The sequence below is a fragment of the Erwinia sp. E_sp_B01_1 genome (assembly GCF_036865545.1).
Lineage (GTDB): Bacteria > Pseudomonadota > Gammaproteobacteria > Enterobacterales > Enterobacteriaceae > Erwinia.
In genome coordinates this window covers 1,780,064-1,806,639 of the sequence record NZ_CP142208.1, presented here as the reverse complement: position 1 = coordinate 1,806,639, position 26,576 = coordinate 1,780,064, and the positions used below count along the sequence as shown (strand labels likewise).

At 54.3% G+C, this 26,576-nt stretch carries 26 protein-coding genes; 10 read left to right on the top strand and 16 right to left on the bottom strand.

The genetic code is table 11. The annotated features are described in order from the left end of the window. Positions 1-312 precede the first annotated feature (312 nt). A complete protein-coding gene (rne, locus tag VRC33_RS08750; RefSeq protein ID WP_338562876.1) occupies positions 313-4,044 on the top strand; it encodes a ribonuclease E in 3,732 nt (1,243 codons plus the stop codon). A 328-nt stretch (positions 4,045-4,372) separates the two neighbouring features. Here the strand turns inward: rne and flgL are convergent, their stop codons facing one another. The 11 genes from flgL to flgB form a co-directional block, all read right to left on the bottom strand. Next, positions 4,373-5,338 carry a flagellar hook-associated protein FlgL gene (flgL, locus tag VRC33_RS08745; protein WP_338562875.1) on the bottom strand — a complete coding sequence of 322 codons (966 nt, stop codon included), beginning with the start codon at positions 5,336-5,338 and terminating at the stop codon, positions 4,373-4,375. A 21-nt stretch (positions 5,339-5,359) separates the two neighbouring features. Beyond that, positions 5,360-7,012: a flagellar hook-associated protein FlgK gene (flgK, locus tag VRC33_RS08740; protein ID WP_338562873.1), complete on the bottom strand. Its 1,653-nt coding sequence runs from the start codon at positions 7,010-7,012 to the stop codon at positions 5,360-5,362. A gap of 118 nt (positions 7,013-7,130) precedes the next feature. Next, entirely contained in the window at positions 7,131-8,069 is a 939-nt protein-coding gene (flgJ, locus tag VRC33_RS08735; protein ID WP_338562871.1) for a flagellar assembly peptidoglycan hydrolase FlgJ, read from the bottom strand. After that, the gene (locus tag VRC33_RS08730) at positions 8,069-9,175 is read right to left on the bottom strand and encodes a flagellar basal body P-ring protein FlgI (protein ID WP_338562869.1); all 1,107 of its coding nucleotides are present in this window, start codon (positions 9,173-9,175) and stop codon (positions 8,069-8,071) included. The genes flgJ and VRC33_RS08730 overlap by 1 nt, the downstream gene beginning before the upstream one ends. Before the next feature lie 9 nt (positions 9,176-9,184). Beyond that, complete coding sequence (gene flgH / locus VRC33_RS08725; RefSeq protein ID WP_338562867.1) at positions 9,185-9,886, bottom strand: flagellar basal body L-ring protein FlgH; 702 nt, start codon at positions 9,884-9,886, stop codon at positions 9,185-9,187. 72 nt (positions 9,887-9,958) lie between these two features. Further along, positions 9,959-10,741, bottom strand: a complete 783-nt coding sequence (gene flgG, locus VRC33_RS08720; protein WP_338562865.1) for a flagellar basal-body rod protein FlgG — start codon at positions 10,739-10,741, stop codon at positions 9,959-9,961. Positions 10,742-10,752: 11 nt separating this feature from the next. After that, positions 10,753-11,508: a flagellar basal body rod protein FlgF gene (locus tag VRC33_RS08715; protein WP_338562863.1), complete on the bottom strand. Its 756-nt coding sequence runs from the start codon at positions 11,506-11,508 to the stop codon at positions 10,753-10,755. 21 nt (positions 11,509-11,529) lie between these two features. Further along, positions 11,530-12,765, bottom strand: coding sequence for a flagellar hook protein FlgE (gene flgE, locus VRC33_RS08710; protein ID WP_338562861.1), 1,236 nt, complete (start codon positions 12,763-12,765; stop codon positions 11,530-11,532). A 28-nt stretch (positions 12,766-12,793) separates the two neighbouring features. Next, positions 12,794-13,462, bottom strand: coding sequence for a flagellar hook assembly protein FlgD (gene flgD, locus VRC33_RS08705; RefSeq protein ID WP_338562859.1), 669 nt, complete (start codon positions 13,460-13,462; stop codon positions 12,794-12,796). A gap of 11 nt (positions 13,463-13,473) precedes the next feature. Next, positions 13,474-13,878: a flagellar basal body rod protein FlgC gene (gene flgC, locus VRC33_RS08700; RefSeq protein WP_338562857.1), complete on the bottom strand. Its 405-nt coding sequence runs from the start codon at positions 13,876-13,878 to the stop codon at positions 13,474-13,476. 3 nt (positions 13,879-13,881) lie between these two features. Next, a complete protein-coding gene (gene flgB, locus VRC33_RS08695) occupies positions 13,882-14,295 on the bottom strand; it encodes a flagellar basal body rod protein FlgB (protein ID WP_338562854.1) in 414 nt (137 codons plus the stop codon). Positions 14,296-14,455: 160 nt separating this feature from the next. Between flgB and flgA the strand changes: the two genes are divergently transcribed. The 3 genes from flgA (at position 14,456) to flgN (ending at position 15,959) form a co-directional block, all read left to right on the top strand. Further along, positions 14,456-15,124, top strand: coding sequence for a flagellar basal body P-ring formation chaperone FlgA (gene flgA, locus VRC33_RS08690; RefSeq protein WP_338562851.1), 669 nt, complete (start codon positions 14,456-14,458; stop codon positions 15,122-15,124). Between the two features lie 102 nt (positions 15,125-15,226). After that, on the top strand, positions 15,227-15,523 hold the full coding sequence (gene flgM, locus VRC33_RS08685; RefSeq protein ID WP_338562848.1) for a flagellar biosynthesis anti-sigma factor FlgM: 297 nt from the start codon (positions 15,227-15,229) through the stop codon (positions 15,521-15,523). A gap of 4 nt (positions 15,524-15,527) precedes the next feature. Further along, entirely contained in the window at positions 15,528-15,959 is a 432-nt protein-coding gene (gene flgN, locus VRC33_RS08680) for a flagellar export chaperone FlgN (RefSeq protein ID WP_338562845.1), read from the top strand. Positions 15,960-16,030: 71 nt separating this feature from the next. Here the strand turns inward: flgN and murJ are convergent, their stop codons facing one another. From murJ to rimJ, 4 genes are all read right to left on the bottom strand, one after another. Further along, positions 16,031-17,569 (bottom strand): murein biosynthesis integral membrane protein MurJ, encoded by a 1,539-nt coding sequence (murJ, locus tag VRC33_RS08675; protein ID WP_338562843.1) that lies wholly within the window; start codon positions 17,567-17,569, stop codon positions 16,031-16,033. Positions 17,570-17,698: 129 nt separating this feature from the next. Beyond that, entirely contained in the window at positions 17,699-18,622 is a 924-nt protein-coding gene (locus VRC33_RS08670; protein ID WP_338564191.1) for a Gfo/Idh/MocA family oxidoreductase, read from the bottom strand. Position 18,623: 1 nt separating this feature from the next. Continuing rightward, positions 18,624-19,265, bottom strand: coding sequence for a DUF480 domain-containing protein (locus VRC33_RS08665; protein WP_338562841.1), 642 nt, complete (start codon positions 19,263-19,265; stop codon positions 18,624-18,626). Between the two features lie 4 nt (positions 19,266-19,269). Next, complete coding sequence (rimJ, locus tag VRC33_RS08660) at positions 19,270-19,860, bottom strand: ribosomal protein S5-alanine N-acetyltransferase (protein WP_338562839.1); 591 nt, start codon at positions 19,858-19,860, stop codon at positions 19,270-19,272. A gap of 284 nt (positions 19,861-20,144) precedes the next feature. Between rimJ and grxB the strand changes: the two genes are divergently transcribed. The 6 genes from grxB to solA all read left to right on the top strand — a co-directional run bounded on the left by grxB (position 20,145) and on the right by solA (position 24,918). Continuing rightward, the gene (grxB, locus tag VRC33_RS08655) at positions 20,145-20,792 is read left to right on the top strand and encodes a glutaredoxin 2 (RefSeq protein ID WP_338562837.1); all 648 of its coding nucleotides are present in this window, start codon (positions 20,145-20,147) and stop codon (positions 20,790-20,792) included. A gap of 176 nt (positions 20,793-20,968) precedes the next feature. Then, complete coding sequence (locus tag VRC33_RS08650) at positions 20,969-21,514, top strand: lipoprotein (protein WP_338564188.1); 546 nt, start codon at positions 20,969-20,971, stop codon at positions 21,512-21,514. A gap of 159 nt (positions 21,515-21,673) precedes the next feature. Then, positions 21,674-22,720, top strand: a complete 1,047-nt coding sequence (gene pyrC / locus VRC33_RS08645) for a dihydroorotase (protein ID WP_338562835.1) — start codon at positions 21,674-21,676, stop codon at positions 22,718-22,720. A gap of 78 nt (positions 22,721-22,798) precedes the next feature. Continuing rightward, positions 22,799-23,044: a DNA damage-inducible protein I gene (gene dinI / locus VRC33_RS08640; RefSeq protein WP_338562834.1), complete on the top strand. Its 246-nt coding sequence runs from the start codon at positions 22,799-22,801 to the stop codon at positions 23,042-23,044. A 400-nt stretch (positions 23,045-23,444) separates the two neighbouring features. Then, positions 23,445-23,699: a biofilm formation regulator BssS gene (gene bssS / locus VRC33_RS08635; RefSeq protein ID WP_338562833.1), complete on the top strand. Its 255-nt coding sequence runs from the start codon at positions 23,445-23,447 to the stop codon at positions 23,697-23,699. A 106-nt stretch (positions 23,700-23,805) separates the two neighbouring features. After that, complete coding sequence (gene solA, locus VRC33_RS08630) at positions 23,806-24,918, top strand: N-methyl-L-tryptophan oxidase (RefSeq protein ID WP_338562831.1); 1,113 nt, start codon at positions 23,806-23,808, stop codon at positions 24,916-24,918. A 59-nt stretch (positions 24,919-24,977) separates the two neighbouring features. Here solA and proP read toward each other — a convergent pair whose 3' ends face one another. Continuing rightward, a complete protein-coding gene (proP, locus tag VRC33_RS08625; RefSeq protein ID WP_338562828.1) occupies positions 24,978-26,456 on the bottom strand; it encodes a glycine betaine/L-proline transporter ProP in 1,479 nt (492 codons plus the stop codon). Between the last annotated feature and the right edge of the window lie 120 nt (positions 26,457-26,576).

Here is a 26,576-nt window from a genome sequence, read left to right as displayed (position 1 = left end):
TGCCGGATAGCCCATACACGCAGCAATGGCGTAAGACGTATTGTGTAATCAGGCATTTAGCGGGCTGCGGGTTGCAGCCTGGACGACAAGACGGGATTGGTTCACTCTGGTTACTCACTGGCGGTTCCCCCTTTTTTAAAAGCGCTGTTTTTCCAAATGAAAAACAGGCTGCCGAGATTTTGCGCCCCTTAGCAGGCGACAACCGTGAGGTTGACGGCTTTGCGATGAGACTCGGGGCCATCGGTTACTCGCGTCCAGCGTTACTATTGCCCGTAGCTTTGTCACTAATGTAAGAATAATGAGTAAGTTACGATGAAAAGAATGTTGATAAACGCAACTCAGCAGGAAGAGTTGCGTGTCGCTCTCGTGGATGGACAGCGCCTGTACGACCTGGATATTGAAAGCCCAGGACACGAACAGAAAAAAGCCAACATCTATAAAGGCAAGATCACTCGCATTGAACCCAGTCTTGAAGCAGCATTTGTCGATTACGGTGCTGAAAGACACGGTTTCCTCCCTCTGAAAGAAATCTCCCGCGAATACTTTCCCAGCAACTATTCCTCTCACGGACGCCCGAATATCAAGGACGTATTGCGTGAAGGTCAGGAAGTTATCGTTCAGATTGATAAAGAAGAACGGGGTAATAAAGGCGCAGCCTTAACCACCTTTATCAGCCTGGCCGGCAGCTACCTGGTGTTGATGCCTAATAACCCACGTGCTGGCGGTATTTCCCGTCGTATTGAAGGCGACGATCGTACTGAACTTAAGGAAGCGCTTTCTGCACTTGAGCTGCCTGAAGGCATGGGTCTGATCGTTCGTACTGCTGGTGTGGGCAAATCTGCTGAAGCATTGCAGTGGGATTTGAGCTTCCGTATGAAGCATTGGGAAGCCATTAAGAAAGCCGCTGATAGCCGCCCTGCTCCATTCCTGATCCATCAGGAGAGCAACGTCATTGTCCGCGCGTTCCGCGACTATCTGCGTCAGGATATCGGTGAAATCCTTATCGATAACCCGAAGGTTCTGGAGTTGGCCCGTCAGCACATTGCGGCGTTGGGTCGTCCGGACTTCAGCAGCAAAATCAAACTTTACACCGGTGAAATCCCGCTGTTCAGCCATTACCAGATCGAATCGCAGATTGAGTCTGCCTTCCAGCGTGAAGTGCGTCTGCCATCCGGTGGCTCAATTGTTATCGACTCCACTGAAGCGCTTACCGCTATCGATATCAACTCCGCCCGCGCAACCCGCGGTGGCGATATTGAGGAAACCGCCTTCAACACCAACCTGGAAGCGGCAGATGAAATTGCCCGCCAGCTGCGTCTGCGTGACCTGGGCGGCCTGATCGTTATCGACTTTATCGATATGACACCAGTGCGCCACCAGCGTGCGGTAGAAAATCGCCTGCGTGAAGCGGTTCGTCAGGATCGTGCGCGTATCCAGATCAGCCATATCTCCCGGTTCGGCCTGCTGGAGATGTCGCGTCAGCGCCTCAGCCCTTCCCTGGGCGAGTCCAGCCATCACGTTTGCCCACGCTGCAGCGGTACCGGCACCATCCGTGATAACGAATCGCTGGCTCTCTCTATCCTGCGTCTGATTGAAGAAGAAGCGCTGAAAGAGAACACCAAAGAAGTTCACGCTATCGTTCCGGTCCAGGTGGCTTCTTACCTGCTGAACGAAAAACGTGAAGCTGTCAGCGCTATCGAAAAACGTCAGGGCGGCGTGAAAGCGATCATCGTTCCTAACGATCAGATGCAAACCCCGCATTACTCTGTTTTGCGTGTCCGCAGTGGCGAAGAGACGCAAACCCTGAGCTACCATCTGCCGAAGCTGCATGAAGCTGAAATGGCATTGCCTTCTGAAGAAGAGCATGCCGAGCGTAAACGCCCTGAGCAACCGGCTCTGGCTGCTTTCGTGATGCCTGATGCCCCTCCTGCCCCGCAGGAAGCCGTAGCGGCTGCTCCTCAGGCTGCTGCTGAACCTCAGGCAACCCCTGCAGCGCCAGCACCAGCTGCCGCAGAGCCAGGCCTGATGAGTCGTCTCTTCCGTGGTCTGAAGAAAATGTTTGCCGGTGAAGAGAAGCCAGCAGAGCAGCCTCAGCCAGTAGTTGTGGAAGAAGAGAAAGCGCCGGAAGCGGCACCACCACGCGGTGAACGTCGTAACAACCGCCGTCAGAACAACCGTCGTGACCGTAATAACGGTGACCGCTCAGAACGTTACAGTGACCGTAACGATCGCAGTGGTGACCGTAACGACCGCGGTGGAGATCGCAACGACCGCAATTCAGATCGCAATGACCGTAACGCGGATCGCAATGTTGACCGCAACGACCGTAATGCTGATCGTAATACTGACCGCAATGCCGATCGTAATACTGAACGTTCAGACCGTAACGAGCGCAACGATCGTAACCCTCGTAATGACCGTAACTCTAACCGTAATGAGCGCATGGTACGCGACCGCGATCCTGCTGCTGAAAACCGTGAAGAAAACCGTCGTAACAAGCGTAACGCACCTGCCGCTGCAGAAGTTCGTGACGATCTCCAGCCAGTAGCTGAAGAGTCACAGCAGCAGCAGCCTCGTCGTGAGCGTCAGCCGCGTCGTCGTCAGGATGAAAAGCGTCAGGCTCCACAGGATGAGAAAGTTGCAGAACTGGCTCAGGTTGCTGAAGCTGCGCCGATTGAAGAAGCGGCAGAAGGCGAAGAGCACGTTCAGGTTATGCCGCGTCGCAAACCGCGTCAGCTGGATCAGAAAGTGCGTATCGAAACCGCTGAACAAACGGCAGCCCGCTCTTTCGCTCCGGCAGAAGAAGAGGCTCCCGTTCAGGCTCCTGTTGCAGTGGAAAACCACAGCGAAGCGGAAGAAAGCGAAGATCGTGACAGCAACAGCATGCCACGCCGCTCGCGCCGCTCTCCACGTCATCTGCGTGTGAGTGGTCAGCGTCGTCGTCGTTACCGTGATGAGCGTTACCCTAACCAGTCGCCAATGCCACTGACCTTTGCTGCTGCTTCTCCGGAAATGGCATCAGGCAAAGTGTGGATCACTTATCCGGTAGCCCATGCTGCGGATGAGCACGAGCACGAGCAGTCTGTGGTGCCGGATTACGGTCATCAGGATACGGCGGACGCCGTTGCTGTAGCCTCAACTGAAGCGGCCCACTCTGCTGACGTTGCCGAAGCCCAGCCAGTGCATATCGCTGAGCCACAGCCGGAAAATAAACCGGAAGTGACGCTGGTAAACACAGATGAAACTGCCGCTATTGAAACGCCGGTTAACGAACAACCTGCGGTGATTTCTGCTGCTGATGAACCTGTCGCTGATGCTGTTGCTCAGGAAGCGCTGCCAGCGGAAGAGACCCGCCCGGCGGTGGAAGCTTTTGTTGATGCGGTTGAAGAAATCGTTGAAGACGCTAAGCAGGCTGAAGAACAGCGCATTGCAGAAAAAGTCAGCCAGCAGGCTGCTGATACTGCCGCTGATGTCAGCCCAACTACTGAACAGCAGGTTAAAGAAGTGCTCTCTGCACCGGAAGCCGTGGCTGAGCGCATTGAAGCGACTGAGCCTCATGCACCGGTTCCAGCCCGTGACGAGCCTGTAGCTCCTCCTGCTGCTGCACCGCAGGTCTCTGCTCCGGCTGAGGCTCCTGCTGCTGCACCGCAGGCCTCTGCTCCGGCTGCGGCTCCTGCTGCTGCACCGCAGGCCTCTGCTCCGGCTGCGGCTCCTGCTGCTGCACCGCAGGCCTCTGCTCCGGCTGCGGCCCCTGCTGCTGCACCGCAGGTCTCTGCTCCGGCTGTGGCTCCTGCTGCTGCACCGCAGGCCTCTGCTCCGGCTGAGGCTCCTGCTGCTGCACCGCAGACCTCTGCTCCGGCTCAGCCTGCTTTCAAGCATCACGCTACGGCACCGATGACCAAAGCGCCTGCGCCTGAGTATCAGCCTGCACCGGCTCGTCAGAGTGACTGGGTTCGCCCTGCCTTTGACTTTGACGGTAAGGGTTCTGCTGGCGGTCATTCTGCCACTCACCAGGCAACTGCCCCGGCTACCCGCCCAGAGTAGTTAATGCCTGACTGAAAAAGCCCCGGTCTTCCGACCGGGGCTTTTTTTTACCTGCTATCTCTTCCTGCCCGATATGCCCGATTTCTCTTCCTGCCTGTTATCTCTTACTTCCTGCCAGCCATCTTTTCCAGCCCGCTACCTGTAACGGTCTGCCCTCATGCCTGCCTGACGGCTACGGCTACGGCTACGGCTACGGTAATTAATATGGCCAGAGAAACAGAGTGAGCGCGGCATTGGGCCAGATAAAAGACAAAAAAAACCCGCTATCGAAAAACGACAGCGGGAGAAAAGGAACGTACCCGGTTAAAGCACGTTCAAAGTTGGATGATCAGGCGTTCAGTTTAAACAGAGACAGTGAGGACATATCGGTAAAGACTTTATAAGAAGCCTGTAAGGCCGTCTGCTGCATGGTATAGCTTGAAATAGCGGCGGTGTAATCCACATCCACCAGCCCGCTCATCTGCGTGGACTGATTCAGTGCAGTGTCTTCGCCCTTGGCATCCAGGCTCTCCAGCTCACTGAGCTGTGTCCCGAGTTCAGAACGAATTTTCGAGACGTTGTTCAGCGAGTTAGAGAGACCACGGCTCAGCTTGCTCACTGCATCTGCCGCCGCTTTGGTATCGGCATCGCTGGCATCAGCAACGGGCGTGTTTAATGCTTTGATAGCGTTATTCAGGGTGTCAAAAATGTTGGCATCCACAGTATTGCCATCTGCATCTTTCTCAGCATTACTGGTGACGGACAGGAATACCTGACTGCCGGTGTGGCTGGTGGTCATAGTCCTGTTAGCATCCACTTTCTGCGTGATCGCCGTATCGCCACCGGTATAAGTTACAGAGCCGTCTGCTGCCTTTGTAAAGGGCGCCGCATCAGTTTTGTAACCGGCGAACATATAGCGGCCATTGCCGTCTGTCGAGTTCGCCAGGTTCAGCAACTGGTCACGCATCCCTTCAAGCTGGGTCGCATAAGACTGACGGTCGTCGTCAGACAGCGTGCCGCTGGCGGCGGCCACTACCACGCTCTGAGCGCCCTGGATGACCGTAGTCACCTGTTGCAGGTTCGTCTCTTCCTGACTGACGCTGTTGGTCGCAAAGACCCGTGCCGTTTTAAACTGGCTGGTCTGCGCCTGGGCCTGGCTAAGCACTACGGCCTGCGCCGCGGCAACCGGGTCGTCAGAAGGGTTGATAACGCGTTTACCGGTAGAGAGCTGTTCGCCCGCTTTCAGCCAGCTTGCCTGTGAGTTGGTGACCCCACGCATTTGCTGGTCATACATCATTGAAGTGCTGAGACGCATGGTTTATTCCTTGTTCAGTAATCAGCGAACAGCGCCAAGCAGCGCGTCAAAGATGGTGGTGGCGGTCTGCAAAACCTGCGCATTAGCCATGTAATATTGCTGATAGCGCGTCAGGTTGCCGTATTCTTCATCCAGGTTTACACCCGACACGGACTGCTGCTGATTGCTCAACTGCGTCACAACGTTGCCCTGGGTGGCGCTGGTGGTTTTCAGGTTATTGGTTTTGTTACCCACGTCAGCCACCATACTTGCGTAAGCCTGAGTCAGCGTGTTGTTACCGCCTATAACCTTTTTAGTTTGCAGATCAAGCAATGACTGCGCATTGGTATTGTCACTGATCCCTTCATCGGCACCGGCTGCAGCAACTTTAGACTCATCAGTGATATTCACGTCCATATTGACGATCACATCGTTGACCGGCTTCACCAGGAAGCTGTCCTGTTTGGCAGGTGACCCGCTGACCGCGATTTCCAGGCCATCGAAGCTCAGCGTGGCGTTGCCGCTGCCGTCAGTTGTCGCGTTGGCAGCTAGCGTCGCATTATCAGACAGACGGGTCACATCCCATCCGGAACCGTTGTAAGTCACTTTATAGTTGGATGCCTGAACTGCACTGGTATCCTTCCAGGTCGCCGTCAGGGTAGTATTCGTGGTGTTCTTGCTGTTCGACGTCACAGAGGGACTGCCCAGGCTAAAGAATGCCCCGCCTTTATCACCATTGCTGTCGTAGCCAGCCTCGTGCTGCTTGTTAAAGCTGTCACCTAAGCCCATCGCCAACTGACCCAGTTGATTACGTGCGCTATCAAGGTCGGTCCGGAAGGCTAACAAGCCACCCAGTGAGCCGGTGGTCAGCATTTTCTCAGGGATTTCAGTCGTCGCGCCGGTGCTTGAATCCACGCTGGCAATGGTTTTACGCGTCGGATCAGCACTGGAAGGAACGGTGGCCAGCTTGCTGTAGCTGTCGCCCTGCACCAGTGAAATACCGTTGCCGATGCTGATGTTATAGCTGCCGCCATCCTGCTGGCTGACCGTTACGCCAACCAGCTTGTTGAGTTCAGTGACCAGCTGATCGCGCTGATCCAGCAGATCGTTAGGGGGATTGCCGCCACTGGCACCGGTGAGTTTAGTGATCTGCTGGTTAACGTTAGCGATCTGTTTGGCATAGCTGTTGACCTGATCCACCGTGGCGGTGAGTGAGGTATTCAGGCTGCTGTCCAGATTGCGCAGATAGGTGTCGGTCACCTGGAACTGGTTTACCAGGCCATCGGCCTTGCCCAGCACGGTCTGACGGGCTGAAGGATCGTCCGCGTTGCTGACCAGGGTCTGCAGTGAGGAGAAGAAGTCCTGAATGTTGGCCGACAGGGTGTTGGTGGTGCCGGAAAACATATCGTCAATGTTCGACATCTGCGTGTACTGCGTGGTCAACGCACTGTTTTGCGTGGTTGCGCTGCGCAGCTGGTTAGTGATGAACGCATCATATTCGCGGTTCACGCTTCCCACGGAAACGCCGTTGCCATAATACTGGCCGCCACTCATCGTGCTGTTGGCCTGGTTAAGCACCGTAGTCTGGCGTGAATAGCCGGTAACGCTGTAGTTACTGATGTTATTACTGGTGGTATTCAACGCAGCCTGAGCAGCGTTTAATCCGCTCATTGCGGTATTAATTAAGTTAGCCATCGCGTTTCCTATTTTACCCTGACACAGCACGGGCGGCTTGAAAAATCTGCCGGTGTGCTTAACACAAATCCGGCCTCTAAGAGTTATCGGTTAAACCGGAATAAACTTGAGCAATTAATCAGAACAAATCGCCAATATCCTGGGTGTAAGCCTTCACCACTTTTTCACCCATGTTTTTGAATTGTTGAATCATCCCTACTAATTTTTGCGCATATTTAGGGTCGGTCGCATAGCCTGCGGCCTGCAACGCTCTGGCGCCCTGCTCCGGCGTTTCTGCGGTGGTCACCGCGCTGTAACGAGGGTTATTACTTAGCAGCTTGACGTAATCGTTCAGCGCTTCGAAATAAGAGTCATACACGCGGAATTTAGCTTTCACCTTCTTCGCTTCGCCGCCTTCATACTCGGTGGTCATGATATCGGTGGTTTTGCCCTGCCAGTTGGCAGAGGCTTTGATACCGAACACGTTGTAGCTTGGCTTGCCTTCGGCGGTCAGAATCTGGCGCTGGCCCCAGCCTGATTCCAGCGCGGCCTGCGCCAGGATCAGGTGATGCGGAATACCGCTCTCCGCACTCGCCATTTTGGCGGGCTGCGACAACTGCGCGATGAAATCGCTGCTGTCACCGTGCAGCGGCACCTCTGACGAGGGCAAACGAGGCACGGCCTTGCGGATAATCTGTTCCATCGCCAGCGGTGGTAAAGTATTGATGAAGTTCTTATCCAGCATCATTGGTACGGTTCCGGCATTTTCATCCGGTGCCTGTACCTGATCCATCTGCTTAACCATCAGGTCAGCCAGACCCAACCCTTTGGAGGCGATCTGCTGCCCAATCTGCTGATCGTACATTGAGGTGTAAAGCCGCGTCTGTTCAGTGCTCAGCAGACCATCCTGCGGCAGCGCCTGACGCATGCTTTTCAGCATCATCTGTACAAACATCCCTTCCACCTGCTTCGCAACTTCTCTGGCATGTGCCTTAGGGTCGCTGCCAGCCTGGCGTTTGAGGTCATTCAGAGAGCGGCTGTCGTACGCCGCCCCCATCAGAGACTGGGAGTTACTCATCAGATAATTTCCAGTTTGGCGTGCAGGCAACCCGCACTCTGCATTGACTGCAGGATGGACATCAAATCGATCGGCGTGGCACCTAACGCATTCAGGGCACGTACCACGCTGTTGAGGTTGGCGCTGGCATTAACGCTTTGCAGTGCGCCGCCGCTCTGGCGTAGATCAATCTGCGTCTGCGGCGTCACCACCGTCTGACCACCCGCCAGAGGGGTATCAGGCTGGCTGACGTTCTGCGACTGATTCACCGTTACCGACAGGTTGCCCTGAGCGATAGCACAGGTGCTCAACTGGACTTCGCGGTTCATTACCACCGATCCGGTACGCGAGTTGATAATGACTTTGGCATCCTGAATCGGCATGCTCACATCGATGTTCTGAATATCCGCCAGCAGCCGAACCTGAGAAGTGCCGTTTGCCGAAACCTGAACAGCAACGGTACGGCCATCCAGCGCCTGGGCTGAGCCGTAGCCGCTGCGGGCGTTGATGGCATCAGTGATGCGCTGTGCCATGCTGAAATCTTCCTGATTCAGATAGAGGTTGATGACGCTGGTCGTACCGAACTGGTTGGGCAGTTCACGTTCGATAGTGGCCCCGCCGGTAATGCGTCCGCCGTTTACCTGGTTTACGGTTACGCTACTGCCACCTGCTGATGCCCCGGCTCCGCCGACCAGAATGTTACCCTGAGCGAGCGCATAGACCTGGTTATCCACGCCTTTCATTGGCGTCATCAGCAATGTGCCGCCGCGCAGGCTTTTGGCGTTACCCATAGAGGAGACAACAACGTCAATCACCTGACCCTGGCGGCCAAACGCAGGCAGTTTGGCCGTCACCATTACCGCTGCAACGTTTTTCAGCTGCATGTTGGTACCCGCCGGAACGGTGATCCCCAACTGTGACAGCATGTTGTTTAAACTTTGCGTGGTAAACGGCGTCTGGGTTGTCTGGTCACCGGAACCATCCAGCCCCACTACCAACCCGTAACCGATTAAGGAGTTATCGCGCACGCCACCCACAGTGGTCAGATCGCGAATACGATCGGCATTCGCCAGCGAAGAGACGCCAACCAGCAGCAGCAAAGTGAGTTTGAAAATAATTTTACGCATTGAATCCTCTTACATCGGTGACAGGTTCAGGAAGAACCGTTGCAGCCAGCCCATAGTCTGCGCCTCATTGATATAGCCGTTACCGACGTATTCAATGCGGGCATCCGCAACCTGAGTTGAAACCACAGTGTTACTCCCGCTGATGGTGCGCGGGTTGACCACGCCAGAGAAGCGGATAAATTCCGTGCCCTGGTTGATTTCGATCTGTTTCTCACCAATCACTTTCAGGTTGCCGTTCGGCAGTACCTGATTCACGGTGACGGTGATCGTTCCGGTAAAGGTGTTATTGGCCGTAGCGCCACCTTTACCCGCAAAGTCAGTTTTGCCACTGGCATCAATATTGGTTTTATCGCCACCCAACAAGCCGGTAAGCGAGCTTGGTAAGGCAGTCAGACCCAGCGTACTGGTTCCGTCACGCCCGGCGTTGGCGCTGGAGCTTTTGCTCGCGCTGACGTTTTCCTGCAGCGTTATGGTCAGCGTATCGCCGATATTACGTGGGCGACGATCCTCGAACAGCGGCTGATAGCCGTAGTTCATCGGCATCATGCCCTGAAAAATGGAGCCGTTAACAACCGGCGGCGAAGCAGGCAGCGGCTGGGCCGTTGTCGAACCTTCGACCAGTGGCTTACGGGGAACTAAAGCACAACCGTTAAGCGTCAGGAGCAGCGCGGCTACCAACAAACGTCCAGGCATTGAGATTTGCTTCGCCATGGAAACACTACCTTTAATATTGAGAGTTCTTTTAATAAAGCCGGGCGAACCCGGCCATTGATGCTTTTAAACTTACAACTGCGTCAGTTTGGCCAGCATCTGATCGGAAGTGCTGATGGCCTTGCTGTTAATTTCATACGCGCGCTGCGTCTGGATCATGCTGACCAGCTCTTCCGCAACGTTAACGTTTGAGGTTTCGACATAGCCCTGATAAAGCAGGCCTGCGCCGTTGTTACCCGGCGTGCTGTCAGTTGGCGCACCAGAAGCCTGCGTTTCCTGGTAAAGGTTCTCACCTTTACTTTCCAGACCGGCATCGTTAATAAAGGTGCTGAGCGTCAGCTGACCGACCTGAACCGGCTGGGTCTGGCCCTGCTGGGTCACGCTAACCACACCGTCACGTCCCACAGTCATGCTCAGGGCATTGGCCGGAATAGTGATTGCAGGCTGAACCGGGAAGCCACCGTTTGTGACCAACTGGCCGTTCTGGTCAGTCTGGAACGAACCGTCACGGGTATAGGCTACGGTGCCATCTGGCATCTGCACCTGGAAGAAACCCTGACCGCTGATGGCCACATCTTTCGAGGAGTCAGTTTTGTTCAGGTTACCCTGGGTGTGTAAACGCTCGGTGGCAACCGGACGGGTACCCGTACCAATCTGCATCCCGGAAGGCAGCGTGGTTTGTTCTGAAGACTGTGCTCCCGGCTGGCGCAGCGTCTGATACATCAGATCTTCAAACACAGCGCGCTGACGTTTAAAGCCGTTGGTACTGACGTTTGCCAGGTTGTTCGAAATGACGTCCATGTTGGTTTGCTGGGCGTCGAGTCCGGTTTTGGCAATCCATAAAGAACGGATCATAGTGGTATCCTTTAGCTCATTGACAGCAGCTGGTTAGCGCGTTGTTCATTCTGATCGACGCTGGAGATGACTTTCATTTGCATCTCAAAGCGGCGTGCGTTGGCGATCATGTCGACCATGGTTTGCGTTGAGTTGACGTTGCTGCCTTCCAGCACGCCAGGCATCACCTGGATAGTCGGATCGTTTTGCAGGACAGCACCACGCTGTGTCTGCGCAGCCGCAGTCGGACGAAACAGGCCATCATCCCCACGGGTCACTTCTGAACCGGTGGCTTTCACCAGCTTCAGACGGCCCAGCTGAACAGTGGCGTTCGGTGGATCGCCCGGATTCAGCGCGGTAATAGTGCCGTCAGCCGCGATGGTGACTTCTGAGCCCTGCGGCACAGCAATCGGGCCACCGTCGCCCATCACCAGGTTGCCCTGAATGGTCAGCTGTCCCGCCGGGTCCATTTGCATGTTCCCGTTACGGGTATAGGCTTCTGAGCCATCCGGTGCCCGCACGGCCAGCCAGCCGTCCTGACGAACCGCTACGTCCAGAGAACGTTCGGTATAGTCCATAGCGCCGGGTGACATATCGGAACCGGGCGTTGAGGCTGTCACCAGCGTACGCGTCGGCAACGACAGCCCCTGAACTGGCACAGCGCGCAACGCATTAAGCTGCGCACGGAAGCCTGGTGTTGAGGCGTTTGCCAGGTTGCTGGCCGTCACAGCCTGCTGATCGAGGGTCTGACTTGCAGCCCCCATTGCGGTATATATCGCGTGATCCATAAGACGATCCTGTTAGCCGAATTAACGCAGGTTGACCAGGGTATTGAGGATCTGGTCCTGTGTTTTGATGGTCTGGGCGTTAGACTGGTAGTTACGCTGGGCAACGATCATGTTCACCAGCTCTTTACTCAGGTCAACGTTTGAAGACTCCAGCGCACCGGCTGTCAACGTTCCCAGGTTACCCGTGCCTGCAAGACCAACCAGCGCCTGGCCAGAAGAGCTGGTGGCGGACCAGACGTTGTTACCTTCAGACTTCAGGCCTTCCGGGTTAGCAAAGTTAGCCAGCGCGATCTGACCCAGAACCTGGGTTTTTTCGTTGGAGTAGTTACCTACTACGGTGCCGTCGTTGTTGATCTGGTAGCTGGTCAGTTCACCAGGCTTGTAGCCATCCTGCGTTGGGTTACCGAAGGTGGTGGTACCGGTGTTCTGCTGCTGGCTGCCCAACAGGCTGAACGTGAACGTCTGTGCATCAGAACCGCTCAGCGCGCCGGAAGTCAGTGAAACCGTGGAAGGAGAAGCCGGAGTAATCAACTGACCGCTGCTGTCGAACTCCAGTGAAACCGGGTTAGCCCCTACAGCGGCAGCAGGATCGTTGGCATTGGTGTTGGTGCTTGAGTCAACTGCGTACATATCCCATTTGTTATCAGCCGTTTTGACATAATAAGTGTTGATGGTGTGCTGATTACCCAGTGAGTCAAAGGTGGTCATCGACCCTTTACCATTATAGGTATCTGGATCTGCTGGATTGAACGGGGTTTTAGTCGGCGCGGTATCCGTTGAGTTCAGGTTAGCCACCATTGCAGAAGAGGTTGTTGCTTTTGCTGACATCGCGGTGGTTGGCACGCTCAGTGCAACCGGGTTAGCACCGGTCTGCACGGTTGGCGGTGTACCCGTCGCCGGATAGCCAGTCAGCCCCAGGCCGTTGGAGTTAACGATGTTACGGTTTTCGTCCAGAGTGAACTGGCCGTTACGGCTGTAATAAACTGCGCCGTTAGCATCTGCCATACGGAAGAATCCTGACTGGCTGATCGCCACGTCCAGTCCACGGCTGGTTGAAGTAGTCGTACCGTCGCCAAAGTCCTGCGTTACCGCAGCCACTTTCACACCCAGACCGACCTTTGAACCGGCAAACATGTCGGCGAAAGAAACGGTCGCGGATTTAAAGCCCACGGTAGCGGAGTTGGAAATGTTGTTACCGATCACGTCCAGATTGCTTGATGCTGCGTTTAAGCCGCTTACTGCCTGAGAAAAGCCCATGTGTTCACTCCAGAAAAAGGGTTATTAATTAAATAATCTGACGAATGTTTGCGAGGGTGGTGGTACCCATAGTGCCGAGGTCTAAAACGGCACCAGACGCGTCGTTAGTCACCCCGTTAACCAGCGCATAGTTAAGCGGCTGCGTGACCAGTTGCCCGGTTGCATTGCTTGCGCTGAGTGAAATCGTGTATTTGCCATCTGCGGCTACCGTGCCGTCGGTGGTTGAACCATCCCAGGTAAAGGTATGCACGCCTGCGCTCAGGCCGCCCAGGTTAATGGTCTGCATCACTTTGCCGGTTGCATCAGTAATGGTGGCCGTGGTGGCGGTGGAGGCCTGTCCAAGACTGACACCAAAAGGCGTAGTCTGACCGCTGCCAACCAGCACCTGGGATCCATCAACCATCACGCCGTGGCCAATCAGAGCTGAAGCCTGCAAGGACTGCCCGCTGTTGATCTGGCCGGAAATTGATCCCAGCGTGGTGTTAAGTTTCTCAATACCACTCAGGGTATTGATCTGTGCCAGCTGGGTAGTCAGCTGACTGTTATCCATAGGATTGGTGGGATCCTGGTTTTGTAACTGCGTCACCAACAGCGTCAGGAAGTTGCTTTGCAGATCGGCAGCCGAAGTATCGGTTGTCGACGTGGTAGCAATCGTACTGTTGTCCAGTTTTTCGTTAAGGCCTACTGCAATGCCCATCAACCTGCTCCTTATTGACCCATCGTCAGGGTTTTCATCATCATCTGTTTAACGGTATTCAATACTTCAACGTTGGCCTGATAGCTGCGCGACGCTGACATGGTATTGACCGTCTCTCCAACAACATCGACGTTAGGCATTTTTACGTAGCCCTTGGCATCTGCCATTGGATTTCCAGGTTCGTAAACCAGTTTGGCTGGCGTGGGATCGTCAACAACCTGCGCTACACGGACACCGCCAGTGGCGGAGCCAGGCATGGCATTGGTCTGGAAGACCACCTGCTTTGCCACATAGGGCTGGCCATCGGGGCCGGTTACGCTGTCGGCGTTGGCCAGGTTACTGGCGCTGACGTTCAGTCGCTGCGACTGCGCGTTCATCGCCGAACCGGCGATATCAAAAATATTCAGTAATGCCATAACTTATTGCCCCTGTAGCACAGACATCATGCCCTTGATTTGGCTGCTGATGAGTGTCAGATCGGTTTGATATTTCAGGCTGTTATCCGCGAACTGGGTACGTTCGCGATCCATATCGACCGTGTTGCCATCCATCGAAGGCTGATCCGGGATCCGGTACATCAGGTCCATTGATGCTGGCTGGAGCGTTTCCGCTGGAATATGGCGTGCTGACGTCACCGCCAACGACATTCCCGCGCCCTGTGACCGCCCCTGCTCCATCACCTTGTTCAGCTGGCTGGCGAAATCAATATCGCGCGCCTGGTAGCCTGGCGTATCAGCATTGGCGATGTTGGATGCCAGGATTTCCTGCCGCTGGGCACGCAGGTTTAACGCTTCGGTATTAAACCGCAGTGCTGCGTCCAGTTTGTCGAGCATGCTTCCTCCGCAAAAAAATGAAAATTCAGAGCTGACAGAATAAACGGGGTGCGCAATAGTCATCGTCTGAATAGCGATAAAATTGCTCGCTAATTTGCGCCTTAATATTGACAACTCAGCGGTAGAATCAGGGCCAGTTTGACTTTGGGGAGAATTGACGATGCGGATCAAAACCGCTGTGCTGGTGACTTTACTGGCTTTGATGAGTGCTTCGGCCAGTGCAAAAGAGCTGACCGGACAACTCAATGACTATTTTAAAGCCCGCTATGGTGAATCCGGCCACACTGCCGATACTGTTACGGTGGTAGTGAAAACCCCAGAGTCACAGTGGCCTGACTGTGCGGCTCCGCAATTCTCCCTTCCGGGCAACAGCCGGATGTGGGGCAACATGAGCGTGGCGGCTAACTGCGACCAGAACCGTCGCTATATTCAGGTTCAGGTACAGGTGACCGGAGATTATATTGTGGCTGCCCGTCAGGTAGCCCGCGGTGGAACGCTGACCGCAGCCGATATCAGAGTGCAGCATGGCCGGCTGGATACCCTGCCCGCCAGGATTGTGATGTCGGCAGAAGAGATTACTGACGCCGTGGCGCTTCGTGATATTATCCCCGGCCAACCGCTCACCCTGATGATGGTCAGGCAACCCTGGCGGGTCAAAGCTGGACAAAACGTTACCGTGACCGCTAATGGCGGAGGATTCAGCGTGACCAGCGAAGGCCGTGCGATGAACAATGCCACCGCGGCCCAGCCGGTGCGTGTGCGGATGAGTTCAGGACAGATTGTCAGTGGCAAAGTCGGCGCGGATGGGATTATTCTGATTACGCTATAAAGGCCTAAAGATGGGTTCAGATCTGCCGATAGTGTTAATAACAAACGTAATACACTTAGCTTCTCAGGCCGGCATAACGCCTGAGTACACAGGAGTCAGACAATGAGCATCGACAGAACTCAACCTACGAACCCGGCCAGCACCGTGCAAACCCGTGATGCCAGCGAAACTGCGGCACCGAAGGTACGTCAGGCTGAGACCAAAACCACTGAAGCCGGCACTCAGGTTGTCCTGAGCGGCGCACAGTCGCAGCTGACCAAATCCAGCGCACAGGATATCAACGCCGCTCGCGTTGAAGAGTTAAAAACCGCTATTCGCAATGGCGAACTGAAAATGGATACCGGCAAAATCGCCGATGCCCTGATTCAGCAGGCAAAAGATTCTTTAGAAGGTAATTAAATAAATGCAAAAGCTGCTGACCGCGCTGGATAAAATGCTGGAAGTTCTGAATAACCTGGCTGAAGTAATGACAGCCGAACAACAACAACTCTCAGGCGGCCAGATCAACAGCAGCTTACTGCAACGTATTACCGAAGATAAAAGTTCTCTGCTGGCCACGCTCAACTTTATTGAGCAGATGCGCCGTGATGCGGAAAAAGAAGCCGGGCTGCACGCCCCCTACAGTCGTAACCCTGATATGGCGCGCCGCTGGGCAGCCATTCAGGAGCACACTGTGAAGCTGCGCGACACCAATTTACACAATGGGTTGCTGCTGAATCACCAGATCGGCCATACCGAGCAGGCGCTGGAAGTGCTGAAGCCTCATCAGACTCAGAAGTTTTACGGCCCGGACGGGCAGACAACTTCCAGTAGCTTCATCAGCCGTAAAGTTTAGGCCTGATTTTTACCTCAGGGTAGACTGGCCCCGGCCCCGACGCAGGAAACTGCCTCGGGGCTTTGCTTTTATCAGGCCAGCGTTTTTCGGGCAAAATCTTTGATACGAAAGCCCAGCACGGCCAGCACTAAAAAGAAGACCCCACCGCCTACCGCACAGACCCCTGCCAGCCGTAACAGGCGCCACGCCATATTGCCTGTTGCCCACTCCGGCATCACCCAGAGCATACCGACCAGGGCAGCGGCCATCATCACCACGGCAATAATCAGCCGGACAAGGAAGCTGCTCCAGCCAGGCTGTGGCTGAAAAATCTTCTGTTTACGCAACTGCCAGTAAAGCAGTGAGGCATTGAGGCAGGCGCCCAGACCAATCGACAGCGACAGCCCTGCATGCTTCAGCGGGCCAATAAAGGCCAGGTTCATTATCTGCGTCATAATCAAGGTCACAATGGCTATGCGCACCGGCGTTTTGATGTCCTGTCGGGAGTAGAAGCCCGGAGCCAGCACTTTCACCACGATGATCCCCATCAGTCCCACCGAATAGGCCACCAGCGCGCGCTGGGTCATAGCGGCATCAAAAGCGCTGAATTTTCCGTACTGGAACAGCGCCACGGTCAGCGGTTTTGCCAGGATCCCCAACGCCACAGCACAGGGCAAGGCCAGCAGGAAGCAGAGGCGTAAACCCCAGTCCATCAGCCGGGAATACTCATCGTGATTGCCGCTGGAGAAACTTTTAGCCAGCGAAGGAAGCAGGATCGTACCCAGCGCCACACCCAGCACCCCGGAAGGAAACTCCATCAGGCGGTCAGCGTAGTACATCCAGGAGACGGAACCTGAGACGAGGAAAGAGGCGAAAATGGTATTAATGATCAGCGAGATCTGGCTGACGGATACGCCAAGAATTGCCGGCCCCATCTGACGCATCACCCGCCAGACGCCAGCATCCCGGAGGTTCAGCCGGGGCAACACCAGCATGCCAATCTTCTTAAGATGCGGTAGTTGATAACCTAGCTGCAGAACCCCGCCAGCCACTACCGCCCACGCCAGCGCCATCACTGGCGGATGGAAATGCGGTGCGGCAAACAGGGCGAAACCGATCATGCTGACGTTAAGCAGCGTTGGCGCAAAGGCCGGGACGGAGAAGCGGTTCCAGGTATTCAGGATTGCGCCAGCCAGCGAGGCGAGAGAAATCAGAAAAATATAGGGGAATGTCACCCGTAACAGGGCTGACGTCAGGGCAAACTTGTCTGCCGTGTCCGCAAAGCCAGGCGCCGTGATTAGAATGACCCAGGGGGCAGCCAGCATCCCCAGCAGGGTAATCACCGCCAGCGCCAGCGTCAGCAGGCCGGAAACGTAAGCCACAAAAATCCGCGTAGCCTCTTCACCCTGCTTGCTTTTATATTCCGCCAGAATCGGCACGAAAGCCTGAGAAAAGGCCCCTTCCGCGAAGATGCGTCGCAGAAGATTGGGCAGTTTGAACGCCACGAAGAAGGCATCCGTAGCCATCCCGGCACCAAAAACTCTGGCCACAATGGCGTCGCGGGCAAAGCCCAGCACGCGCGAAAACAGGGTCATTGAGCTGACCGCTGCCAACGATTTTAACAGGTTCATGTTCTTCCTGAATCTCTTACCGGTAGGTGGCAAAGCCACGACGAGCACAGGCGGGCCGGGGAGACCCGCCAGAATGGGCATAGTCTACTGATGCTGAAGGAAATAACCAGATTCCTTTGTTACAACGGGTTATTCACGATCGGTCTCACGCCAGAGTTTTTCCACCACGCGCTGCGCCATCAGCGCCTGTTCACCGGAAGTCTGCGGCATTGTCTGATTTTCCACACAGGCGATGAAGTGCCGGGCGGCCCCGGCAAAGCCGCGCTGCTCAAGCGTGGACTGCCAGCCAGGGATCGGGTCGATAATCAGCTTTCCTGCTACCTCCTGCCGGAAATCCCGCATCTCATCAACCCGCAGCAGGCTGCCATCGGTGACGGCGCAAACCGATTCACCCTGGCTGCCAGCCCTGCGGTGCATGCTGGTGGTGATTTGGCTGTCACCGTTGGAGAAGTGATGCTCTGCGTAAAGCATTTCACCTGCGTCCGTGGTCATTAGCGTGCCGCTAAGCAGCCTGGCCTTTCCGCCGCTGAGCCACAGTGCGGTATCCACCACATGCAGGTAATCGTCCAGCAGCGTAAAGAAGAGATCCTGTGGCCCGACACTGTCGCTACGGTGTTTATCCATCCGCAGTGAAGCTAACGAATCCAGCTGCGCTTTCAGTTGCAGATAACGGGGAGCAAAGCGTCGGTTAAAGCCCACCATCAGTTTGCGCCCCAGTTTATGGGCCAGTTCCACCAGCTGTTCCGCTTCGTTCAGCCTGGCGGCCAGCGGCTTATCCACGCAGACATCCACGCCTGCCAGCAGCAGAGCTTTCACCACAGTGAAATGGCTTTCGGTCGACGTGTGTACAAAGACGGCGTCACTGGCCGCGGCTAAATCAGCCAGGCTGCCAAATAAGGGAATGCGGTAACTGTCACAAACTGGCCGGGCTTTCTGCTGATCCCGGGAAAAAGCCCCGGCTATCTGCCAGCCAGCCGTGTGGGTCACGACCGGCAGCCAGGCTTTCTGCGCTATGCCACCTAAACCAACGATACCAATACGGATCCCGGCCATCTCAATTTTCCCCACTTAAACGGGCCAGCTGCTGCTTAAGCTCAGCCATTTCGCGCTCCAGCCTGGCTACGCGATCACGCAGATCGTCGCTTTCGTCAGAATTTTCAGCCGGGGCCAGACTCGCTTCATCCACTTCGCCGCTGAACAGATGCATAAAGCGGCTCTCCCGCTTACCCGGTTCACGCGTAAGGCGCACCACAAAGGGACCATCCTCGCGTGAAGCCAGCGTTTCCAGAGTCTGTTCCACTTCGGCCATGTCGGCAAACTCATGCAGACGTGCAGTACGGGTGCGTAACTCTCCGGGCGTTTGCACACCGCGCAGTAGCAGAGTGGCAATCAGTGCCAGCTCTGCTGAAGAAAATTTCAGCTGACCAAATTCAGTATTACAGAACCGGTGCTCATACTTCATTACCCGGTTGCCCGAACCACTTTGGGGGGTGACCAGATGTTTTTTTACCAGCCTGTCCAGCGTATCCTGCACGTTTGCTTCGCTCAGAGAGAGAATGGGCTCACGATTGGATTTTTGATTACAGGCAGTGACCACGCCATTCAGTGACATGGGGTACTGGTCGGGGGTGGTGACCTGCTTTTCCAGCAGGCAGCCAAGGATACGGGCCTCAATGGCCGAAAGAAGAATTTTCATCAGGTTATCCGCGACGTTCAGGTTGCCACTCTTTGGCGGTAAGCGCCGTCAGCACATGATCCTGCCAGCGCCCGTCAATCAGTAAGTACTCTTTGGCATAGCCCTCTTTTTCAAAGCCCAGCCGGGCGAGAAGGTTGCCACTTCGTTGGTTGTGCGGCATGTAGTTAGCCATGATGCGGTGGATCCGCTGCTGGCGCTGCATGTAGCGTATAGCCGACTGCAGGGCTTCAAACATGATCCCCTGCCCCTGCCACTTTTCTCCCAGCGAATAGCCCAGATAGCAGGCATGAAAAGAGCCGCGGACCACGTTGCTGAAATTTGCCACGCCACGCACTTCATTCTCTTCAGGATCCATCACGGCAAAATAGTAGGCGCTGCCCTGCTTATGCATTTCACCGATCAGGCCCAGGCGAGCCTGCCAGCCTGAAGGGTAACAATGACTCTCATCACGGACAGGCTCCCAGGGTTTGAGAAAAGCCCTGTTCTCGGCGTAATAATCAGCCAGTCGCCAGGCATCGCGCTCATGAACAAGACGAATGACCAGCCTGTCGGTTGTCAGACGGACTTTAGGGGCTGCGGAACGATAGCCAAACATCTTATCTCCTGAATCCGGCCGGGGGCAGTAAAAGGGGTAAGCAGTTGCGCCAGCAGAACACAATTATTTCCGGTCCCTGCCCGACATTTCCTGCCTGCTCAAAACACTATAACCGCCTGAGCCATGACGGGTAAATTACTGAGCTTAAAATTTCTGAAAAGCGGAAAGGCTGAACGGCCGGGCCGCAGCGGTTTGCCCTCGCGGCGGATCTCTTCCATACTTCCTCAATGCATTCAGAAGATTGAGGGTGACCACTTCACCCTTATCGCTTTAAGGAGGCGTTCTTGAAACTCTATATTTATGACCACTGCCCGTTCTGTGTAAAAGCCCGGATGATTTTCGGCCTTAAAAATGTGCCAGTGGAACTGGTGGTGATGCTGAACGATGATGAAGCAACGCCGAAAAAATTGATCGGGCAGAAAATGGCGCCGATCCTGATGAAAGAGGACGGCAGTTGTATGCCGGAGAGTCTGGACATCGTGCACTACGTGGATCATAAAGATCGCGAACCGCTGCTGACGGGTAAAACCAATCCGGCGATCTCCGACTGGCTGCGTCATATCAATGGCTATCTGAACAAGTTGCTGCTGCCGAAAATTGCTGAAGCTGCGTTTGCGGAATTTGCCACGCCAGAAGCCCGGCGCTACTTTAAAGAGAAGAAAGAGGCCAATCTGGGCAGTTTTGACGAACTTAAACTGCATGCCGAAGGCTATATCAAAAACGTCAACGATGACCTGCGCAAGCTGGACAAGCTGATCGTGAAAGCCAATGCGGTCAATGGCGAGCTCTCGCTCGACGACATCCATCTGTTCCCGGTGTTACGCTCGCTGTCACTGGTTGCCGGCGTGGAGTACCCAAGCCGCGTTGCGGATTACCGTGACAATATGGCCAAACAGACCCAAATCAACCTGCTGTCTTCCATAGCCGTCTGATCCCGCCAGGGCCGTTTCCACGGCCCTGCTTTATTTCGTCACATTTTTTTCCTGACGCTTTCTCCTCTCACCTGGTGACTCTTCGGGCATTGTCGGGCACTCTATCGCCTCACGTCAGAAGGGTTACTGACGGCAGGTAATAAACAGAGGAAAACGATGAACAGAGCTTTTTTGGGCTGTGCGCCCTGCTGCTGGTTGGCTTACTGACCGGCTGTAATCAACTGACGCAGTACACCATCAGCGAGCAGGAAGTGAACCAGGCGCTGGCTAAACACAATAACTATGAGAAGCAGATTGGCGTAGCGGGTCTGGTGGACGCGCATATAGTGTTGACCGATCTCAGCAGCAAGATTGGCCGTGAAGAGCCGAACAAAGTCACGCTCTCCGGCAATGCCAAAGTCAATATCAGTTCGCTGTTTGGCCCACAACAGGCCGAAATGAAGCTGACCATGAAAGCACAGCCGGTGTTTGATAAAGAGAAAGGCGCCATCTTCCTGAAAGATATGGAGCTGGTGGATGTTCAGGTGCTGCCTGAAAAAATGCAGGGCATGCTGAAAACGCTGACGCCCTACCTGAATCAGTCGCTGAAAGAGTATTTCAATCAGAAACCGGCCTATGTGCTCAGCACCGATCGCAGCAAAGCGGAGTCTCTGGCAAAACGATTTGCTAAAGGGCTGGAAGTGAAGCCTGGCGAACTGGTGATCCCGTTCACCGGTCAGTAACTTTCTCAGGCGTTCCCGGCGGAGCGATTCGCCGGGAATTCCCGGATAAAGGTATTTTCCCTGGGGTTTAACAAACCAGGTGCATTCCCGCCTCTTTATCCCTATGCTTAGAACCCGGCTAAATCCCACTACTGATTTCCCTTCTGCCGGAGCATTAAGATGACAGCACAACCCCAGGTATTAACCCTTCGCCGCCCTGACGACTGGCATATTCATCTGCGAGACGATGAGATGCTGAAAACCGTGCTGCCATTCACCAGTGAGGTTTGTGGCCGGGCTATTGTGATGCCGAATCTTAATCCTCCTGTAAGCAGCGTTGCCGCGGCAATTGCCTACCGGGATCGTATTCTGGCTGCTATCCCATCCGGGCACGCTTTCACCCCGCTGATGACCTGTTACCTGACCGACTCGCTGGATCCTGACGAGATTGAAAAAGGCTTCAGCGAAGGCGTTTTTACCGCAGCCAAGCTCTATCCTGCTCACGCCACCACGAACTCCAGCCACGGTGTCACTAATATCGCCAGCATCGCCAGCGTGCTTGAGCGGATGCAGAAAATCGGTATGCCCCTGCTGATCCACGGCGAGGTGACCTCTGCTGACATTGATATCTTCGATCGCGAAGCACGCTTTATTGAAACGGTGATGGATCCTCTGCGTAAGCAGTATCCGGAGTTGAAAGTGGTGTTTGAACATATCACCACGAAAGAAGCCGCCGCCTATGTTGAAGAGGGCAACCGCTTCCTGGCTGCTACCGTCACGCCTCAGCATCTGATGTTTAACCGTAATCACATGCTGGTCGGCGGTATTCGCCCGCACCTTTACTGCCTGCCAATCCTGAAACGGAATGTCCATCAGGAAGCGTTGCGTAAAGTGGTTGCCGGCGGAAACGATCGTTTCTTCCTGGGAACGGATACCGCACCGCATCTGCGTCACCTTAAAGAAGCCACCTGCGGTTGCGCCGGGGTGTTCAATGCGCCCTCTTCACTGCCAGCCTACGCCACGGTATTCGAAGAGATGAATGCGTTGCAGCATCTGGAAGCTTTCTGCTCTGAAAACGGCCCGCGTTTTTATGGCCTGCCGTTGAATGAAGGCACGATAAAACTGGTGCGTAAGCCGTGGAAAGTGGCCGACAGCATCGCGCTGGGCGAACATTCACTGGTGCCATTCCTGGCTGGTGAAACGCTGAACTGGACCGTAGAGCTTTAACCCTTCACCAAAACAATAAAGTATTTGCCTCCGGTGAATTTACTGTATATATTTACAGTATCTTATCCGGAGGCTTTTATGCGTATTGAAGTCACTGTAGCAAAAACCACTTCCCTGCCCGCTGGCGCAATTGATGCGCTGTCGACAGAACTTGTAAAACGTATTGATAAGGATTTTCCTGATTCTGCGAACAGCGTTTCCGTGCGTTATGCTGGCGCTAATAATCTCACGGTGATGGGCGGCGGCAAAGAGGCCAAAGACCGCATCACAGAAATCCTGCAGGAAACCTGGGAAAGCGCTGAAGACTGGTTCATCACCGACTAGCCTGTTCCCCCCTTTTTTATTGCCGTTGTTTGCCGGGTGTCGCCACCCGGATTTTTTGCTTTCCAGCCTTTGGCGCGCCTGAGCAGCGCCGCAGCACCACGAAAAAAAGGGCCAGATTCGTTACCCGACAGCGCATTCTTATCGCTTCTTTTTTTGTTTATTATTTCGCCAGTGTAAAGTTTTAAAACTCATTTCTCCCGTTACCATCACATTTATTTTTTTCTGCCGCTTACGCTTATTTAAAAACCTTTAATCAAACTCTTTGGTCTTTACGGCGTTAAAATTTCGTTCAGCGGGATTTTGAAATGCTGTTATAATTATCCTGCTCTATGAAAAAAGGCCGCATTGAACCTCGATAAAACACTTCGTTGTCATCATTCACGAGTAATAGGGGGTTATAATGGACAGGAACAAAGATGTGATCCAGACACATCCCCTCATCGGGTGGGATATCAGTACCGTAGACTCTTATGATGCCATGATGATCCGTCTGCATTCACTGACTTCAAATAAGCAAGAGACCGACGAAGCAGAAGTGGGTCAGACTTACTGGTTAACGACCGATGTAGCCAGACAATTCATCAATATTCTCGAAGCTGGCATTGCAAAGATTGAAGCAACAGAGTATCAGGACCGTGACTACAAAAAGCATTAATTCCTGTTGATTTTATCTTGAAGGCACCCAAAGGGTGCCTTTTTCATTGGTGCTGCTTTTTGCTATCCTGCAGGGAATGCCTGATAAATAAAGGAGCCGGGTGCAAATGGTTTATGACTTAATAGTGGTGGGCAGTGGTTCAGTCGGTGCAGCAGCAGGCTGGTACGCCACCCAGGCGGGCCTGAACGTCCTGATGATCGATCGCGCTCACCCTCCTCACAGTGAAGGCAGCCACCACGGTGAATCCCGGCTGATACGTCACGCCTATGGTGAAGGTTCCCGTTACGTTCCTCTGGTGCTTCGCGCGCAAAAGCTGTGGGACGAACTGGAAGCCCGGTGCGGCGAACGCATCATGCACCGCTGCGGAGTGATTAACCTCGCCCCGGAGACCTCAGAGTTTATCCGTAACGTGCGCCAGAGCGCTGAAGAGTTCTCCCTCCCTGTTGAAACGCTTACCGGTGAGCAGGTTACCGCCCGCTGGCCGCAACTGGCTGTTCCACAAGGCTATACCGGCATTTTCGAGCCCCACTCTGGCTATCTCAAAGCGGAACTGGCTATCCGCCATCTGATCCGGCTTGCCGAACAGGCAGGTTGTGCTCAGTTATTTAACTGTGAAGTAACAGCGACAGAAGAGCGGGATGGCCTGCAGCTGGTGACCACCTCTGAAGGGATTTTCCGGGGCCGTAAATTATTGCTGAGCGCCGGAACATGGATCAAAACTTTATTACCGGATTTACCGGTTACACCGGTTAGAAAAGTGTTTGCCTGGCATCAGGCTGATGGGCGCTACAGTGAAAACAACAAATTCCCGGCTTTTACCGCAGAAATGCCGGATGGCTCCCATTTTTATGGTTTTCCCGCTGACAATAACGCCATCAAAATTGGCCGCCATGACGGTGGCCAGCCCATTACTTCCCGCGAACAGCGTAAGCCTTTTGGCATGGTAGCGGAAGATGGTAGCGAACTGTTCTCTTTCCTGCGGCACTTTCTGCCAGGCGTTGGGGTTTGTCTGCGGGGAGAAGCCTGTACTTATGATAATACAATGGATGAAGACTTTATTATCGATTCGCCTCCCGGTTCGCCAGACCGGCTTATTATTAGCGGACTAAGCGGACACGGTTTTAAATTTGCCAGCGTATTAGGAGAAATTGCTGCTAATTTTGCCCAAAATAAATCCACGGAATTTGACTTAACGCCGTTCTCGCTTTCCCGCTTTTAATCATTCTCTTCACAAAAAAATAAAGCCGGGCTTAACCCGGCTTTATTCGTCATGATGTTTTATTTTGCTGCTTCAATTTCGGCGGCGTCTTTCTTTTGCTGACGCAGGCGAAGTTTCTTAATCAGTTTATGCGCCTCGGCCTCACTGGCTACCGCAGGTGCAGATCCTGACAGCGGCTTACGGGCTGTTTCACGCAGGGTAAAGACGGTGACAACACCAATTACACCGGCGCCCATCAGATAATAAGCAGGCATCATCAGGTTATGCGTGGTTGATACCAGCCAGGTGGTGATCAGCGGCGTGGTGCCCCCGAACAGTGATACCGACAGGTTAAAGCCAATCGCCAGCGCACTGTAACGGATATCAGTGGGGAACAGAGCAGGCAATGTGGCAGGCATTGAACCACTGAAACAGGTATGAATGATGCCAAGAATAATCAGCCCCAGGAACACCAGCAGCATATTGCCTGAGCCGATCATCATCATGCACGGGATCGCCATAATAATCAGGCCAATCGCACCGGCCCAGATCACCGGACGACGCCCCAGACGGTCGTTCCAGTGTCCCCAGAACAATGTCAGCGGCATCATGACAAACATTACCACCAGCACCAGCAGCAGGCTGCTGAGTTCGCTGAGGCCCAGTATTCCGGTCAGGTAGCTGGGCATGTAGGAGGTCAGCATGTAGTTCGACACGTTAAAGAGCAGAACCAGGCCAATACACTTGAGCATCTGTGCACGATATTTGCTCAACATCTGGAACAGGTTAAGACGGGGCTTGCTGTGTTCGAGCGCTTCCTGTTTTTCCATATGTTTCTGGAAGGCAGGCGTCTCTTCCAGCTTTAAGCGCACATAGAGGCCAAATAAGCCAAGCGGAGCAGCAATAAAGAAAGGCACACGCCAGCCCCAACTTAACAGCGCTTCTTCTGAAATGCCGGCGGTCATGGCCGTCACCAGCCCGGCTCCCAGCAGGTAACCGCCAAGGGTACCAAACTCCAGGAAGCTGCCCATAAAGCCACGACGCTTATCGGTGGAATATTCAGCGATAAAAGTTGCTGCGCCGCCGTACTCGCCGCCGGTAGAGAAGCCCTGTACCAGTCTGGCCACCAGCAACAGCACAGGCGCAAAAATGCCAATACTTTCGTAACTGGGAATAATACCGATGCAGAAGGTGCCGATCGACATCATGATCATGGTGATCGCCAGCACTTTCTGTCGTCCAATCTTGTCGCCCAGAGGGCCAAAGACCATGCCGCCTACAGGACGAACGAGGAAGGCAGCAGCAAAAGCACCGAACGTGGCCAGCAGCTGCGCCGCGGCATTGCCGCCGGGGAAAAACACTTTACCCAGCGTCACCGCCAGATAGCTGTAGACACCAAAATCGAACCACTCCATGGCATTGCCAAGGGCAGCCGCGCCTACGGCCCGCTTCAACATATCGCCATCGACGATGGTGATATCATCCACTGTCAGCTCTTTTTGTTTCTTTTGCCAGAAGTGCTTCTTCGGCGGATGGGTGGAACCTGAATCGTTGCTCATACTGTCTCCGTAGTGACTGTGTGAAGTGAGCAGCGTTATAGCTTTCGTTGCCAGAAGTTATGGAGAGAAGGGGAATGAAAGCTATAAAGCAGCGGGCATAAAGGTGTGATTTACACGTTA

What these genes read in the sequence shown, in the direction of transcription:
- rne (WP_338562876.1), top strand. Translation starts at nt 313, where the DNA reads ATGAAAAGAATGTTGATAAACGCAACTCAGCAGGAAGAGTTGCGTGTC.
- flgL (WP_338562875.1), bottom strand. Translation starts at nt 5,338, where the DNA reads ATGCGTCTCAGCACTTCAATGATGTATGACCAGCAAATGCGTGGGGTC.
- flgK (WP_338562873.1), bottom strand. Translation starts at nt 7,012, where the DNA reads ATGGCTAACTTAATTAATACCGCAATGAGCGGATTAAACGCTGCTCAG.
- flgJ (WP_338562871.1), bottom strand. Translation starts at nt 8,069, where the DNA reads ATGAGTAACTCCCAGTCTCTGATGGGGGCGGCGTACGACAGCCGCTCT.
- VRC33_RS08730 (WP_338562869.1), bottom strand. Translation starts at nt 9,175, where the DNA reads ATGCGTAAAATTATTTTCAAACTCACTTTGCTGCTGCTGGTTGGCGTC.
- flgH (WP_338562867.1), bottom strand. Translation starts at nt 9,886, where the DNA reads ATGGCGAAGCAAATCTCAATGCCTGGACGTTTGTTGGTAGCCGCGCTG.
- flgG (WP_338562865.1), bottom strand. Translation starts at nt 10,741, where the DNA reads ATGATCCGTTCTTTATGGATTGCCAAAACCGGACTCGACGCCCAGCAA.
- VRC33_RS08715 (WP_338562863.1), bottom strand. Translation starts at nt 11,508, where the DNA reads ATGGATCACGCGATATATACCGCAATGGGGGCTGCAAGTCAGACCCTC.
- flgE (WP_338562861.1), bottom strand. Translation starts at nt 12,765, where the DNA reads ATGGGCTTTTCTCAGGCAGTAAGCGGCTTAAACGCAGCATCAAGCAAT.
- flgD (WP_338562859.1), bottom strand. Translation starts at nt 13,462, where the DNA reads ATGGGCATTGCAGTAGGCCTTAACGAAAAACTGGACAACAGTACGATT.
- flgC (WP_338562857.1), bottom strand. Translation starts at nt 13,878, where the DNA reads ATGGCATTACTGAATATTTTTGATATCGCCGGTTCGGCGATGAACGCG.
- flgB (WP_338562854.1), bottom strand. Translation starts at nt 14,295, where the DNA reads ATGCTCGACAAACTGGACGCAGCACTGCGGTTTAATACCGAAGCGTTA.
- flgA (WP_338562851.1), top strand. Translation starts at nt 14,456, where the DNA reads ATGCGGATCAAAACCGCTGTGCTGGTGACTTTACTGGCTTTGATGAGT.
- flgM (WP_338562848.1), top strand. Translation starts at nt 15,227, where the DNA reads ATGAGCATCGACAGAACTCAACCTACGAACCCGGCCAGCACCGTGCAA.
- flgN (WP_338562845.1), top strand. Translation starts at nt 15,528, where the DNA reads ATGCAAAAGCTGCTGACCGCGCTGGATAAAATGCTGGAAGTTCTGAAT.
- murJ (WP_338562843.1), bottom strand. Translation starts at nt 17,569, where the DNA reads ATGAACCTGTTAAAATCGTTGGCAGCGGTCAGCTCAATGACCCTGTTT.
- VRC33_RS08670 (WP_338564191.1), bottom strand. Translation starts at nt 18,622, where the DNA reads ATGGCCGGGATCCGTATTGGTATCGTTGGTTTAGGTGGCATAGCGCAG.
- VRC33_RS08665 (WP_338562841.1), bottom strand. Translation starts at nt 19,265, where the DNA reads ATGAAAATTCTTCTTTCGGCCATTGAGGCCCGTATCCTTGGCTGCCTG.
- rimJ (WP_338562839.1), bottom strand. Translation starts at nt 19,860, where the DNA reads ATGTTTGGCTATCGTTCCGCAGCCCCTAAAGTCCGTCTGACAACCGAC.
- pyrC (WP_338562835.1), top strand. Translation starts at nt 21,674, where the DNA reads ATGACAGCACAACCCCAGGTATTAACCCTTCGCCGCCCTGACGACTGG.
- dinI (WP_338562834.1), top strand. Translation starts at nt 22,799, where the DNA reads ATGCGTATTGAAGTCACTGTAGCAAAAACCACTTCCCTGCCCGCTGGC.
- bssS (WP_338562833.1), top strand. Translation starts at nt 23,445, where the DNA reads ATGGACAGGAACAAAGATGTGATCCAGACACATCCCCTCATCGGGTGG.
- solA (WP_338562831.1), top strand. Translation starts at nt 23,806, where the DNA reads ATGGTTTATGACTTAATAGTGGTGGGCAGTGGTTCAGTCGGTGCAGCA.
- proP (WP_338562828.1), bottom strand. Translation starts at nt 26,456, where the DNA reads ATGAGCAACGATTCAGGTTCCACCCATCCGCCGAAGAAGCACTTCTGG.